This is a genomic window from Conexibacter sp. CPCC 205762 (assembly GCF_030646155.1).
In the GTDB taxonomy this organism is placed as follows: domain Bacteria; phylum Actinomycetota; class Thermoleophilia; order Solirubrobacterales; family Solirubrobacteraceae; genus Conexibacter.
The window spans coordinates 39,288-52,689 of record NZ_JAUTDN010000034.1 but is presented as its reverse complement, the minus strand read 5'-3'; the positions used below and the strand labels follow the sequence as shown (position 1 = coordinate 52,689).

16 protein-coding genes and 1 tRNA gene are annotated in these 13,402 nt (G+C 73.5%); 8 read left to right on the top strand and 9 right to left on the bottom strand.

Translation table 11 applies throughout. The features are described 5' to 3' along the window. Positions 1-31 precede the first annotated feature (31 nt). Positions 32-1,207 carry an acyl-CoA dehydrogenase family protein gene (locus tag Q7L73_RS21530; protein WP_304695490.1) on the top strand — a complete coding sequence of 392 codons (1,176 nt, stop codon included), beginning with the start codon at positions 32-34 and terminating at the stop codon, positions 1,205-1,207. Continuing rightward, a complete protein-coding gene (locus Q7L73_RS21525) occupies positions 1,185-2,249 on the top strand; it encodes an acyl-CoA dehydrogenase family protein (protein WP_304695492.1) in 1,065 nt (354 codons plus the stop codon). Before Q7L73_RS21530 ends, Q7L73_RS21525 begins: the two co-directional genes overlap by 23 nt. 57 nt (positions 2,250-2,306) lie before the next feature. On the opposite strand, the gene Q7L73_RS21520 is transcribed toward Q7L73_RS21525, so the two are convergent. Together Q7L73_RS21520 and Q7L73_RS21515 are read right to left on the bottom strand one after the other, a co-directional pair. Next, complete coding sequence (locus tag Q7L73_RS21520; RefSeq protein ID WP_304695494.1) at positions 2,307-3,059, bottom strand: hypothetical protein; 753 nt, start codon at positions 3,057-3,059, stop codon at positions 2,307-2,309. Between the two features lie 107 nt (positions 3,060-3,166). Then, on the bottom strand, positions 3,167-3,877 hold the full coding sequence (locus Q7L73_RS21515; RefSeq protein WP_304695496.1) for an SDR family oxidoreductase: 711 nt from the start codon (positions 3,875-3,877) through the stop codon (positions 3,167-3,169). Positions 3,878-3,980: 103 nt separating this feature from the next. On the opposite strand from Q7L73_RS21515, the gene Q7L73_RS21510 reads away from it, so the two are divergent. Continuing rightward, entirely contained in the window at positions 3,981-4,934 is a 954-nt protein-coding gene (locus Q7L73_RS21510; RefSeq protein ID WP_304695498.1) for an AraC family transcriptional regulator, read from the top strand. On the opposite strand, the gene Q7L73_RS21505 is transcribed toward Q7L73_RS21510, so the two are convergent. The 5 genes from Q7L73_RS21505 to Q7L73_RS21485 all read right to left on the bottom strand — a co-directional run bounded on the left by Q7L73_RS21505 (position 4,903) and on the right by Q7L73_RS21485 (position 9,211). Beyond that, positions 4,903-5,871, bottom strand: a complete 969-nt coding sequence (locus Q7L73_RS21505; RefSeq protein ID WP_304695500.1) for a nitronate monooxygenase family protein — start codon at positions 5,869-5,871, stop codon at positions 4,903-4,905. The genes Q7L73_RS21510 and Q7L73_RS21505 overlap by 32 nt on opposite strands. Continuing rightward, complete coding sequence (locus Q7L73_RS21500) at positions 5,868-6,914, bottom strand: CaiB/BaiF CoA-transferase family protein (protein WP_304695501.1); 1,047 nt, start codon at positions 6,912-6,914, stop codon at positions 5,868-5,870. Before Q7L73_RS21500 ends, Q7L73_RS21505 begins: the two co-directional genes overlap by 4 nt. Continuing rightward, positions 6,911-7,666 (bottom strand): SDR family NAD(P)-dependent oxidoreductase, encoded by a 756-nt coding sequence (locus Q7L73_RS21495; RefSeq protein ID WP_304695503.1) that lies wholly within the window; start codon positions 7,664-7,666, stop codon positions 6,911-6,913. The genes Q7L73_RS21500 and Q7L73_RS21495 overlap by 4 nt, the downstream gene beginning before the upstream one ends. Before the next feature lie 91 nt (positions 7,667-7,757). Further along, a complete protein-coding gene (locus Q7L73_RS21490) occupies positions 7,758-8,138 on the bottom strand; it encodes an arsenate reductase family protein (RefSeq protein ID WP_304695504.1) in 381 nt (126 codons plus the stop codon). Positions 8,139-8,179: 41 nt separating this feature from the next. Then, a complete protein-coding gene (locus Q7L73_RS21485; protein WP_304695506.1) occupies positions 8,180-9,211 on the bottom strand; it encodes an aldo/keto reductase in 1,032 nt (343 codons plus the stop codon). A gap of 129 nt (positions 9,212-9,340) precedes the next feature. Between Q7L73_RS21485 and Q7L73_RS21480 the strand changes: the two genes are divergently transcribed. After that, positions 9,341-9,757, top strand: coding sequence for a cupin domain-containing protein (locus Q7L73_RS21480; protein ID WP_304695508.1), 417 nt, complete (start codon positions 9,341-9,343; stop codon positions 9,755-9,757). Positions 9,758-9,818: 61 nt separating this feature from the next. Continuing rightward, the gene (locus tag Q7L73_RS21475; RefSeq protein ID WP_304695510.1) at positions 9,819-10,883 is read left to right on the top strand and encodes a hypothetical protein; all 1,065 of its coding nucleotides are present in this window, start codon (positions 9,819-9,821) and stop codon (positions 10,881-10,883) included. A gap of 38 nt (positions 10,884-10,921) precedes the next feature. Here the strand turns inward: Q7L73_RS21475 and Q7L73_RS21470 are convergent, their stop codons facing one another. Both Q7L73_RS21470 and Q7L73_RS21465 read right to left on the bottom strand, forming a co-directional pair. Then, entirely contained in the window at positions 10,922-11,881 is a 960-nt protein-coding gene (locus Q7L73_RS21470) for a hypothetical protein (protein ID WP_304695511.1), read from the bottom strand. Further along, positions 11,881-12,090: a hypothetical protein gene (locus tag Q7L73_RS21465; protein ID WP_304695512.1), complete on the bottom strand. Its 210-nt coding sequence runs from the start codon at positions 12,088-12,090 to the stop codon at positions 11,881-11,883. The genes Q7L73_RS21470 and Q7L73_RS21465 overlap by 1 nt, the downstream gene beginning before the upstream one ends. Positions 12,091-12,193: 103 nt before the next feature. On the opposite strand from Q7L73_RS21465, the gene Q7L73_RS21460 reads away from it, so the two are divergent. The 3 genes from Q7L73_RS21460 (at position 12,194) to Q7L73_RS21450 (ending at position 13,143) form a co-directional block, all read left to right on the top strand. Next, a tRNA-His gene (locus tag Q7L73_RS21460) sits at positions 12,194-12,266 on the top strand. A 338-nt stretch (positions 12,267-12,604) separates the two neighbouring features. Then, positions 12,605-12,916, top strand: a complete 312-nt coding sequence (locus Q7L73_RS21455) for a helix-turn-helix domain-containing protein (RefSeq protein WP_304695513.1) — start codon at positions 12,605-12,607, stop codon at positions 12,914-12,916. Further along, complete coding sequence (locus Q7L73_RS21450; protein ID WP_304695515.1) at positions 12,913-13,143, top strand: hypothetical protein; 231 nt, start codon at positions 12,913-12,915, stop codon at positions 13,141-13,143. The genes Q7L73_RS21455 and Q7L73_RS21450 overlap by 4 nt, the downstream gene beginning before the upstream one ends. The last annotated feature ends 259 nt before the right edge of the window (positions 13,144-13,402 follow it).

Sequence of the window (13,402 nt, the reverse complement as noted above, 5' to 3'; positions counted from 1 at the left end):
CTTAATCCTACATATGATTATATAGCTACAAATGGATTTCTCATTCGGGGACAGAGCTGACGGCCTTCGCACGCGGCTGCGCGAGCTGATCGCCGAGCACCTCCCGGCCGACTTCCTCTCGCCCTTCACCGACGACCCGGAGGACTTCGCGCTGACCGAGCGCTTCTGCCGGGTGCTCGGCGAGGAGCACCTGCTCGCGCTCGCCTGGCCGCGCGAGTACGGCGGCGGGGGCGGCGGCGTCTGGGAGCAGACGGTCGTGCGCGAGGAGATGTGGGCCCACTACGAGCCGCGCGGCCCGCAGTACATGGGCCTCAACTGGGTCGGCCCGGCGCTGATGCGCTTCGGCACGCCGGCCCAGCAGGAGCGCTACCTGCCGCGGATCGCGCAGGGCGAGGTCGTCTGGTGCCAGGGCTTCAGCGAGCCGGAGGCGGGGTCCGACCTCGCCGCGCTCAAGACCCAGGCGCGCCCCGACGGCGACGGCTGGCGCGTCGACGGCCAGAAGATCTGGACCTCCTACGCGCAGATGGCCGAGGTCTGCGTGCTGCTCGCCCGCACCGGCCGCGACGGCCCGCGCCAGCAGGGGCTGACGCTGTTCCTGCTGCCGATGGACCGGCCCGGGATCGAGGTGCGGCCGATCGACTCGCTGCTCGGCGCCCACCATGTCAACGAGGTCTTCCTGACCGACGTCGTGCTCGAGCCAGGGGATGTGCTCGGCGAGGTCGACCAGGGCTGGCGGATCGTGCGCGAGATGCTCGCCCACGAGCGCGTCGGGATCGCCCGCTACGCCCGCTGCGACCGCCTGCTGGTGCGCCATCGCGAGGCGCTCGGTGCGGACTGGGAGCAGCTGCCGCAGGCGCTGCGCGCCCGTTACGTGCGGGCGCTGGTGCATGCGCGCGTGGCGCGGCTGCTGGCCTACCAGGTGATCGAGGAGCAGTCGCGCGAGCTCGTCGACGACGCCGACACGGCCGCCGCGCGGCTGGCGACGACGCGGCTGGACCAGGAGGTGGGGGAGGTGCTGATGGAGGGCGCCGGCGCCGGCGCGCTGGCGCCGACCGGCCACCCCGCCGCACCGCTGTACGGCGCCGTCGAGGACCACTACCGCTACGCCTTCGCCTCGACGATCGCGTCGGGGACCTCGGAGGTCATGTCGATCCTGATGGCACGGGCGATCTTCGGAGGAGACGATGGAACCCCAACTGCCGCCTGAGGTGGCCGAGTTCGGCCGCGCCGCGAGCGAGATGCTCCGCCGCCGCGGCGGCTTCGCCCTGGCGCGCGCGGCGCAGACGGGCGAGGGCGGCCACGGCGCGCCCGCGGCTCCCGCGTCCGGCGACGCGGCCTCCGCGACCGGCGACGCGGCGGCCGGCGCCCCTGCGGCCGGCGTGGCCGACCCCGTCGCCGCGGCCGGCGAGCTGCTGGCGGCGATCGACGCCGACGGGATCGACCCGCGCGGCACGGTCGAGGAGGCGCTCGCGGCGGCCGAGCTGAGCCGCGCCGCGGGCGCGGTCGCGCTGCCGTTCCCACTCGCGCAGCAGCTGAGCCGCCGCGACGGCGAGCTGTTCGCGGTCGTCGGCTCGCTCGCCGACGCGCCGCTGATCGTCGACCACGCCGATCGCGTTGCCAGCGTCGTCGCGCTCGACGGCCGCACCGCGCCGATCGTCAGCCGCGACCCGCTCGACGGCAAGCTGTCGCGCTTCACGGCGGCAGTGACGGTCGCGGGAGGCGGCGCCACCGACGCGATCCCGCTCACCGACGTCGCGCTCCAGCTCGACCTGCAGGCGGCGTATGTGATCGGCGCGCTGGAGAGCGCGGTCGCGCTGACGGTCGAGCACACCAGCCAGCGGCGCCAGTTCGGCCGCCCGCTGAGCTCGTTCCAGGCGCTGCGGTTCCAGGTCGTCGAGGCCTCGCTCGCCTGCCGCGGCGCGCTGCAGCTGCTGCGGTTCACGCTGTGGCGGCTGCACGAGGCCCCCGCCGACGCGCTCGCCGACGGCCTCGGCCTGCGCCTGCAGATGCAGGAGGCGGCCAAGCGCGTGCTGCAGGTCGCCCACCAGCTGCACGGGGCGATGGGCTTCGCCAACGAGCACGACCTGCCGTTCCTGACCCGCGGCATCCAGCCGGCCCTGCGCCTCCCGCTCGACTACGAGGCGACGACCGACGCGCTCCTCCAGCACGTCGACCTGACCGGCTTCGAGACCCTCTACGGCCGCTTCACCCCCGGCGTCCCCGCGCCCACGCCCACAGCCCCGGTCTGAGCAGACGGCGGCGCGGCCCCGTCCCGGCCGCGCCGCTGTCGAGCGCACGCGCGGACGTCAGTCACGCAGCTGGAGAAGGCGCGGATTCTCCGGACAGCGCAGAAGGACATCTGCGACAGAGCTGCGCCGCTCGATCCAAAGTCGTGTCTCTGGGCTGATCGAACCCGCGAGCGACAGCATCGTCTTGTGCACCTCGGTGACGCTGAGCCGGAGCCCCTGGCCAGCGAGCGGGATGCCCCACGCGATGTGCTCGTGATGGGCGATCCGGTTGCGTGCGGCGCGCACGACCTGCGCCGCCCTCTGCGTGTCGCTGCGGGAGGACGCGAACGGGAAGGCCTTCGACAACGCCGGTCTCCACAGCAGCGTGTCGTAGATGCGGCGCTGGCGGAACGGATGACGACCGGCGTGCGACCCTCTTCCGAGAATCTGCACCCAGAAGCCGAACATCAGACCGGCGACGAGCTTGCCCTCGATGACAGCTGGCTCGACGTCTCCCCGTGCGCGGAGTCTTTCCAGCCCGTTCTGTCTCCACGCGGACGCGAGACTTCTCATCGCATCGTCGTCGAACAGCTCGTACGACTCGTACCAGCTCGTTCCAAATGCGCTGCACAGCTCGCGAGCCATTGCCGAGCGCATTGCGACCTCGAGCGCCGCGATGTCGTTGAACAACGACGACGCGAGGCTCTGGCACCAGAGATAGAACCCTTCGAGCCGCTGGGCGTCGGCGCCCGCGACCTGCCGGTACGGGCGCAGTCGCGGCTCCGGGACCACATGCGTGATGTCCACCCAGTTCTCCAGGTTGGAGACCATTGCCGGGCGAGGTTATACTCATCCGCATAGTCCCCGGCGCAGCTGCCCTCGCGGCAAGCGGCCGGGGTTTCTTCTTGGCAGATCCGACTGGTGCCGCGGCGCCGATCCTACGCCCCCGCCAGCTCCGGATAGGCGACGCGGACGTCGGCGCTGAGGGCGGCCTTGGAGGCGGCGGTGTCGTCGTCGGCGATCACTTCGAGCGCGCCGGCCTCGACGCCGTCGAGCGTGGCGCGGACGACGTCGGCGGGGTCGTTCTTGTCGATCTCCCAGCCGGCCATCATGTCGGTGTCGGTGGCGCTCAGCAGCAGGCCGGTGACCTGCGTGCCCTGGCCCGCCAGCTCCAGGCGGATGCCGTTGGTCGCGCTCCAGGCGGCGGCCTTCGCGGCGGCGTAGGCGTTGGCGCCGACGATCGCGCGCCAGGACAGCCGCGACAGCACGTTGACGATCGCGCCGCCGCCGCCGCCCGCGGCGAGCACGGGGGCGAAGGCGCGGACCATCGTCAGCGTGCCCCAGAAGTTCGTCTCCAGCTCCAGCCGGATCAGGTCGAGGTCGCCGTCGAGGAGGTTCTGGCCGGTCGAGACGCCGGCGTTGTTGATCAGCAGCGTGACGTCGGAGGCCGCCGCTGCCGCGGCGGCGACCGACGCCGGATCGGTCACGTCGAGTCGCAGCGGCACGACGCCGGGCAGATCGATCTGCTGCGGGTCGCGGGCGGTCGCGTAGACCTTCGCGGCGCCGCGTTCGAGCAGCTGCTGGGTGAAGTGGCGGCCGATGCCGCGGTTGGCGCCGGTGACGAGGGCGGTGCTTCCGGTGATGTCCATGTCAACGACGGTAGGACCCGCAGGATGACTCTGTCGATGATCAACATGAGCAGATCGATGTCCATTTGTCTCACCACAAGATCACGGCCGATACACTCACCCGGTGGATCTGCTCGCCGACATGCTCGCCCTCTCCGGCGTCCGCGGCACGCTCGGGGCGCGGATCGAGGCCGGCGAGGACTGGGGCTGGTGGGCGGCCGAGTCGCCCGGCGCCGCCTTCCACGCGGTCACCTCCGGCACCGCCTGGCTGGTCCTGCCGGGCAGAGCGCCGCTGCGGCTGATGCCCGGCGACGTCGTGCTGCTGCCGAGCGGGACCGCGCACGTGCTCGGCAGCGACCTCGCCGCCGTCGCGCGCACGAGCGAGCAGGTCTTCGACCGCTGGGAGTGGGCCGGCACGGGCGCGGTGCGGATCGGCTCCGGCGCCGTCCAGACGCACATCCTCTGCGCTCACTACGAGCACGATCCGGCCGTCTCGACGCAGATCGTCACGCTGCTGCCGGAGCTGATCCACGTGCGCGCGCAGAACGGCGGCGACCGGCTGGAGGACACCGTCCGGCTGCTCGGCCGCGAGCTGGCGAACCCGCAGCTGGCGAGCGCGGTCGTGCTCGACCGCCTGGTCGACATCCTGCTCGTCCAGCTGCTGCGCGTGTGGCTGGCGAACCGTCCCGACGACGGTCGCGCCTCGTGGCTCGGCGTGCTCGACGACCCGCTCGTCGGCGCCGCGGTCGCCAGGCTCCACGACGATCCCGCCCGCCCCTGGACGACCGCCGCGCTCGCCGACGAGATCGCCGTCTCGCGCGCGACCCTGTCACGCCGCTTCGCGGCCGCCGTCGGCGAGACCCCGGGCGCCTACCTGACCCGCTGGCGGATGGACCTCGCCGCCCGCCGGCTGCGCGACAGCGACGACAGCCTCGACGCGATCGCCCAGGCGGTCGGCTACACCTCCGTCTACGCGTTCAGCCGCGCCTTCAGCCGTGCCCGCGCGCAGCCGCCCGGCCGCTTCCGCCTCGCGGCGCGCGCGTCCGTCAGCCCGCCATCGCCGCAAGCCGCACGCTGATCAGCGCCTCGGCCTCGGTCACGATCCGCTCGACCAGCTCGCCGACCGGCGGCACGTCGTCGATCAGGCCCTGCGCCTGGCCGGCCCACCAGATCCCGTGCTCGGGGTCGCCGCTGGCGTAGACCTCGGCGCCGCGTCTGCCGGCGACGAGCGGACGGACCTCCTCGAAGGCGGCGCCGGCCGCGAGCCGCGCGACGACCTCGTCGGAGATGCCGTTGCGGGCGACGCGGGCGGTGTTGCCGAGCGAGCGGAAGATCAGGTTCGTGGCGCGCTCGTCGTTGGCGACGATCTGCTGCTTGATCCGCGCGTGGATCGGCGACTCGGCGGTGCACATGAAGCGCGTGCCCATGTTCGCGCCGTCGGCGCCGAGCGCGAGCGCGGCGACGAGGCCGCGGGCGTCGGCGATGCCGCCGGAGGCGATCGCGGGGATCGTCAGGCGCCGCGTCGCGGCGGCGATCAGGATCAGCCCCGGGACGTCGTCCTCGCCGGGGTGGCCGGCGCACTCGAAGCCGTCGATCGAGACGGCGTCGACGCCCAGCTCCTGCGCCTTCAGCGCATGCCGCACCGAGGTCGCCTTGTGGATCACTTTGACGCCGGCCGGCTTGAAGTCCGCGAGGTGCTCGGCGGGGTTCGATCCGGCCGTCTCGACGATCGTCACGCCCGCCTCGACGATCGCGCGGCGGTACTCGGCGTACGGCGGCGGGGCGATCGTCGGCAGGATCGTCAGGTTGACCGCGAACGGCCGGTCGGTCAGCTCGCGGCAGCGGGCGATCTCGGCGCTGAGCGCCTCCGGGGTCGGCTGCGTCAGCGCGGTCAGCGTGCCGAGCGCGCCGGCGTTGGCGACGGCAGCGACCAGCTCGGCTCTGCCGACCCACTGCATCCCGCCCTGCATCAGCGGGTGGTCGACGCCGAACAGCTCCGTGAAGCGGGTTCTCATGCGAGGTCTCCGGGGGTGGGATCGATGAACCGCGGCGCCGGCGCCGGCTGCGGCACGCCGTCGCGCGTGAGGAAGGCGCCGCGCGCGACGGCGTGCGGGTCGCGGGCGGCCTCCTGCCAGTCGAGCACCGGCGCGACGCAGGCGTCGGCGGCGTCGAAGACGGTCTGCCACTCGGCGCGGGTGCGCGCGGCGAAGGCGGCGGTGAGGCTCGCGCGCAGCGCCGGCCAGCGGGCCGGGTCGAGGTGGTCGCCGGCGCAGTCGGGGTCGTCGGCGAGGCCGAGGCCGGCGAGCAGCTCGCGCCAGAAGCGCGGCTCGAGGGCGCCGACGGCGACGTGGCGGCCGTCGGCGCAGGCGTAGACGTCGTAGAACGGCGCGCCGCCGTCGAGCAGGTTGCTGCCGCGCGCGTCCTGCCACTCGCCGCGGGCGCGCATGCCGTGGACCATCGCGGCGAGCGCGCCGACGCCGTCGACGATCGCCGCGTCGACGATCCGGCCGCGACCGCTCGCGCGCGCGTCGAGCAGCGCGGCGAGCACGCCGAAGGCGAGCAGCAGCCCGCCGCCGCCGAAGTCGCCGAGCAGGTTGAGCGGCGGGACCGGCCGCTCGCCGGCGCGGCCGATCGCGTCGAGCGCGCCGGTCGTCGCCAGGTAGGTGATGTCGTGGCCGGCCGTCTGCGCGCGCGGGCCGTGCTGGCCCCAGCCGGTCATGCGGCCGTAGACGAGCCGCGGGTTGCGCGCGAGGCAGGCGGCGGGGCCGACGCCGAGCCGCTCGGTGACGCCGGGCCGGAAGCCCTCGATCAGGACGTCGGCTTCGGCCGCCAGGTCGAGCACGGCGGCGACGCCGCTTGCGGCCTTCAGGTCGTGCTCGACGACGGTGCGGCCGCGGTCGAGCACCGGGTTGCTGCCCCACGCGTCGGGATGGCCGCCGGGCCGCCGCACGACCGTCACGTGCGCGCCCGCGTCGGCCAGCATCATGCCCGCGAACGGCGCCGGCCCGATCGCGGCCAGCTCGACCACCCGCACGCCGGCGAGGGGGAGGGCGTTCATCGCGGCGCCATCCGCAGCGCGCCGTCGAGGCGGATCACCTCGCCGTTGAGCATCGGGTTGGCGATGATGTGGGCGACCAGCTCGGCGTACTCGGCCGGGTCGCCGAGGCGGGCCGGGAAGGGGACGGTGCCGGCGAGCGAGGCGCGCGCCGCCTCCGGCAGGCCGGCCAGCATCGGCGTCTCGAACAGGCCGGGCGCGATCGTCACGACGCGCACCCCGGACGGCGCCAGCTCGCGCGCCGCCGGCAGCGTCACGGCCGCGACGCCGCCCTTGGAGGCGGCGTAGGCGATCTGGCCGATCTGCCCGTCGTAGGCGGCGATCGAGGCGGTGTTGACGCACAGCCCGCGCTCGCCGCCGGCGTCGGGCTCGTTCGCCTGCATCGCCGCGGCCGTCAGCCGCAGGCAGTTGATCGTGCCGAGCAGGTTGACCTCGAGCACGCGCGCGAACGTCTCCAGCGGCGTCGGCCCGTCGCGCCCGACGAGCTTCGCCGGCGTGCCGACGCCCGCGCAGGTGACGGCGATCCGCAGCCCGTCGACCGCGCCCACCGCCGCCTCGACCGAGGTGGCGTCGGTCACGTCGGTCGCGACGGCGTGCGCGCGCGGGCCCAGCTCCGCGGCGAGCGCTGACGCTCGCTGCTCGTCACGGTCGGCGATCGTGACGATCGCGCCGGCCGCCGCCAGCCGCCGCACGGTCGCGGCGCCCAGCCCTGACGCGCCGCCGAAGACGATCGCACCGGCTCCCTCGATCTGCATGCTGCGCTCCTCCGTCCGTCGATTCGAAGAAGCAAAGCATATATATGAATTGTCGAATCACGACGGCGGGCGCGCCCGCCGGCCCTGCGGGTCAGGCCTCGACGACCGCTCTGCCGGTCTCGGCCCAGGCGCGCTGGCGCTCGCGCGGGCGGCCGATCACGACGTTCGTGCCGTCGTCGAGGATCGGGCGCTGCAGCAGCGAGCGGTGCTGGGCGAGGATCGCGACGACCTCGTCGATGCCCATCCCGTCGGCCTGCAGGCCGAGGTCGGCGTACTTTCTGTCGCGGCGGATCAGCGCGTCGACCGGGTCGCCCTGGAGGCGCTCGGCGAGCGAGCGCAGCTCCGGCTCGCTCAGTCTCTCGGCGACGAGCAGGTACTTGCGCACCGTCACGTCGCGGCCGGCCTCGGTCAGCAGGTCGAGCGCGTTGACCGAGGTGGAGCAGTTGGGGTTGTGCATCAGAGTCAGCGTCACACGCCGGATCCTATGCGCACATCCCGGCGCCGCGCGCATCGTCAGCGCCGCAGCGCCGCCGGCAGCAGCGTCGGGTTGGGCCAGCCGCCGTCGGCCGGGTTGATGTTGACGCCGGGCGGGTTGATCGCGTCGATGCGGTCGAGCACGTCGGCCGAGAGCGTCACCTCGGCGGCGGTGAGCTGCGACTCGAGCTGCTCCATCGTGCGCGGGCCGATGATCGGCGCCGTCACCGCCGGGTGGTTGGCGACGAACGCGATCGCCAGCTCGATCAGCGTGATCCCGGCCTCGTCGGCGAGCTGCGCGAACGCCTCGGTGGCGGCGAGCTTGCGCTGGTTCTCGGGCAGCGACAGGTCGAAGCGGTCGGCCAGTCTCTGCCGCGCCGGCGAGGTCGGCGAGACGGCGTCGGCGCCGGCGCGCCAGCGGCCCGACAGCCAGCCGCCGGCGAGCGGGCTGTACGGGATCACGCCCATGCCGTAGGTGGCGGCGGCGGGCAGCACCTCGGACTCGATCCCGCGCGTCAGCAGCGAGTACGGCGGCTGCTCGCTGCGGAAGCGGCCGAGGTGGCGGTCGTCGGAGACCCACTGCGCCTGCACGATCAGCGAGGCCGGGTAGGTCGAGTGGCCGAAGGCGCGGATCTTGCCGGCGCGCTGGAGGTCGGTCAGCGTCGAGAGCGTCTCCTCGAGGTCGGTCTCCGGCGTCGGGCGGTGGACCTGGTAGAGGTCGATCCGGTCGGTTCCGAGCCGCCGCAGCGAGTTCTCGACCGCCTCCGTCAGCCAGCGGCGCGAGCTGCCGCGGCGGTTGGGGTCGGTGTCGTCGCCGACCGGCATGTACGCCTTCGTCGCCAGCACGATCTCGTCGCGACGTCCCTTCAGCGCCTTGCCGACGATCAGCTCGGACTCGCCGGCCGAGTAGACGTCGGCGGTGTCGAGGAAGCTGATGCCGGCGTCGAGCGCGGCGTGGATGATCCGGATCGACTCGTCGTGGTCGGCGGTTCCCCACGCGCCGAACATCATCGTGCCGAGGCACAGCTTGCTGACCGAGACGCCGGTGCGTCCCAACGGTCGATGTTCCATCGAACGGCTCCTTGTCGGGGTGCCGTCCACTCAAGCGCACCGGGAGGTCATTTTGAGGGGGCTTGTGAGGACACCTCTCGCGGTTGACCGATCGGGCAGAGTTGAGGACAAGCCCCGAAGGAGAACGCCATGCAGATCGTCCGCAACTCGCTCGAGACCAACCGCGGCCCGGCCGACTGGTTCACCGGCACCGTCTTCATCGACGCGATCGTCGCCGCCCCGACGGCGCCGTCGCGGGTCGCCGCCGCCAGCGTCCACTTCACGCCCGGCGCCCGCACCGCCTGGCACACCCATCCGCTCGGCCAGACGATCTGGGTGACCGAGGGCGTCGGCCTCTGTCAGCGCGAGGGCGGCCCGGTCGAGCGGATCGGCCCCGGCGACCGTGTCACCTTCGCGCCCGGCGAGAGCCACTGGCACGGCGCCGCGCCGGACCGCTTCATGACCCACGTCGCGATCCACGAGGCCGACGACGCCGGCAGCACCGTCACGTGGGGCGAGCACGTCACCGACGAGCAGTACGGCGCCGCCGCGCAGGGTCGCCGATGAGTTCGCGGCGACCGGCCGGTCTGAGCTGACGAACGCACCCGACGAGCAAGGAGGTCCCCGCATGACGCCCACGGAATCGCTCTGGCCCCGGCTGGCGGAGTTGCCGCTCGTGGTCGAGTCGTGCGAGTACGAGCGGCTGAGCACGACGCTCGCGCACGACTTCGAGCGCGTGACGACGCAGGTGCGGCTGGCCGGCGCCGGCGTGGAGGGGATCGGGGAGGACGTCTCGGTCCACGTCGAGGACGGCACCTCGCTGCACGAGCTGCAGCTCCAGCTGCCGCTCACGGGGGAGTGGACGCTTGCGAGCTTCTGCGACCGGCTCGCGCCGCTCGCGCTCTTCCCGGCGCCGCCGGAGTGGCCGGCGGCGCGCAGCTACCGCCGCTGGGCGTTCGAGTCGGCAGCGCTCGACCTCGCGCTGCGCCAGGCCGGCCGCGCCCTGCACGAGCTGCTGGGGCTGGAGCCGCGCCCGGTCCGCTTCGTCAACTCGCTCGGGCTGGGGGAGGAGCCGTCGATCGAGCCCGTGCGGCGGCGGATCGAGCGCTCCCCGGGCGTGCGCTTCAAGCTCGACGCGGAGGCGAGCTGGTCGCCGCAGCTGGTCGACACCGTCGCCGCGACGGGGATGGTCGACACGATCGACTTCAAGGGCCACTACGGGATGGAGGTGAGAGACCCGGCCGCGTTGGCGGCCCTCTACGAGCGCGTGCTGGCGGCCTTCCCGGAGGCGCTGCTGGAGGATCCTCACGACCTGCCCGAGCTTGCGCCGGTGCTGCGCGCCCACGCCGACCGCGTCTCCTACGACGCCCCGGTCACCGATGCCGCGGCGCTCGACGCGACGCCGCTGCCGGCGCGGATCGTCAACGTCAAGCCGTCCCGCATCGGCAGCCTGGAGGCGCTGTTCGAGCTGTACGCCCGCTGCGCCCGCGAGCAGCGGCCGATGTACGGCGGCGGAATGGGCGAGCTGGGCGTCGGCCGCGGCCAGATCGAGCTGCTCGCCGCGCTCTTCCATCCCGACGCTCCCAACGACGTCGCCCCGAGCGCCTACAACGAGGACGATCCGGCCGGCGAGCTGCCGACCAGCCCGCTGGCGCCGCGGCCCGACGCGAGCGGGTTTCGCTGGGTGGGGTAGAGGGCGCGGCGTGTGGCGACTCCAGATCGCGGCCGGCCTCACGACGAACTGATCGAGCCGTCCTCAGCCTGCTCGCGCTCGCGCACGGCGTCGGTGAGGCGGGTCTCGGCGGCGTCGAGTTCGGCGCGGCGGCGCGCGACGACGGTCTCGGCCTCCAGCAGCTCCTCTCGCGCTGCCGCGACGGCGGCCGTGGCAGCGGATTCCTGCTCATGCGCCCTCGCGAGCCGCTCAGCCGCTGCCCGCGCCATGGCCTCGCGCGCGGCTTCCCGCGCAGCGGCGTCGCGCTCTGCTGCCTCGTGCGCGAGCCGCTGCTGCTCGGCGGCGTGCTCGGCGGTCTCGTGCGCGAGCTGCTGCTGCTCGGCAGCCTCATGAGCGAGCCGCTCCTGCTCGGCGTCGCGCTCGGCCGTCTCGTGCCCGAGCCGCTGCTGCTCGGCAGAGCGCGCGCCGGCTCCTCGCGCACTGGATCTGCGTCCGGCGGACGCCGCTCTGCCGGCGGTGTCGCCCGCCTCCGCAGCCGGCAGCGCGACGAATCCGCCGACGTCGCCGAATCCGCTCGCGACCCGCTCGCGCAGCAGTCGGCCGCTGACGACCGCGGCGAGCGCCTCGGCGTCGACCGCGGCCGCGCGCAGGGTCTGGCGGACCTTCTCCAGCGTCGGCGGGTCGGCGACCGGCAGCGCGGTCAGCAGCGCCTCGCCGGCGGCGTCGACGCGAGCCTGCGCCTCGCGCAGCCGCGCGGGGGAGCCTCCCGCCAGCAGCTCACGCTGCGCCTCGCCGAGATTGCCGGCGGCCGCAGCGAGCTCCTGCGCTGCGTCAGCCCGCGCGCGCACGGCGACGTTGATCGCCCAGGCCGCGCGCGTCGGCCGTCGCAGCGCTCTCACACGTCTGGCGCCAGCTCTGTCGCCGGCGTCCCGTAACTGCTTGGCGAGCGCGTCGCGCTCGGCGACGAAGCCGTCCGGCGACGCGACGTAGAGCGCGTCCTCCGGATCGGCGTCGGCCATCAGCGCGCCGCGCCCGCGCCGTCCGGCGCCGGTTGCGGCAGCGCGACCTCGGCGATCGAGGGGCAGCCGCCGCCCTCGCAGCAGCTCTCGATCTTCTGGCGGCAGTCATGGCACCACCAGGCAGAGCGCATCCAGAAGAGCCGGTGGTCGGTGCCGGTCAGCGGGCAGAGCACGGTCCCGATGCTGACGCACACCACGGACGCGGTCACACCGAAACACCGCCCAAACGCGCCCGAAGACCCCGTCGCGCCGCCATCCAGACCCCGCGAAGGCGAGATCCGTCGCGCACTGGTAGATTTCTCGGTCCCCGTGGTGGGCGTAGCTCAGTTGGTAGAGCTCCTGGTTGTGGTCCAGGCGGTCGCGGGTTCAAGTCCCGTCGCTCACCCCTCATGAAAGCCCCGCATTCGCGGGGTTTTCTGCGTTCTGGGGCCGGCATGAATCGCCGCTGATCGCCGGGCATGTCTGCAACTAGTTGCACTTTTCCGGCCGATCGTCGGGGATGCCCGGGGATTCGGCCGGATTCCTGGTTGCTTGGCGCCGTGCGTCGAGCTACGGTCGCCCGGTTCTACTAGGTGGCCCCGGCGGCGCGGTAACGCCCCGGGGCCTGGCACCGGAGCAGGAACTCCGGTACCGGCTGATTGTCGCGCACGCCGTCTCGGTCCGTGCCGCTTCGGCCTGTTCGTGGTTCCACGTGCCGGTGCCTCCGACCATCAGGAGGCAGTCATGCCGGTCATCAGACCGTCGAGGCACGTCGCGCGCGTGCAGAGCGCCGAGCTAGGCGTGCTCGGCGCCGCGGTTCGCGAGACGCGCGCCCGCCGCCAGCTCTCGCAGGAGGGCCTCGGCTTCGCGGCGAAGATGCATCGCAACTACGTCGGCGCGATCGAGCGCGGCGAGATCAACCCAACCTGGCGCGTGCTGCGTAAGCTCGCGAGCGGCCTCGACGTCCCGCTCTCCGAGCTGGTCGCCCTGTTCGAGCAACGCTTCGGCGAGAGGCCGCGCCGGCGCCGGTCGTCTTCGAGAGGCGGCCGCAGATGATCTCCACCACGGTCCGCTTCGACAGAGACGCCTGGACGAAGCTCACCCTCCACGCCGAGCGCCTGGAGGTCGCCAAGGCGGCCCTGGTCCGTGACGCGACGCTCGTCCACCTCGCCCGGATCGAAGCCGACGAGAGCCTGCTGCGCGAGCACGTCACCGACCTGCTCGCCGGCTTCAGCGTCCGGCTCGACCACGTCGAGCAGTGGATCCGGCGAGGGCAGCGCTGATGCTCGCGCTGCTCGCCATCCCCGCCCGCCTGACCCCGCTCGTCGTCGACGCCTTGATGACGAACTACGCCGCCAAGGCCGAGACGATCTCCAAGGCGATCGTCAGCGAGCCCGGCGCCGGTCAGTTCGCGCCGACCCGCGCCCACCGCGACGCGCTGCTGGAGGTCGACGAGCTGCTCGACCAGCTCGACTTCTCCCCGGCACGCCGCCCCGTCGAGATCGCCGGCGAGCGCGACGTCCTGGCGACGGCCGTCACGAC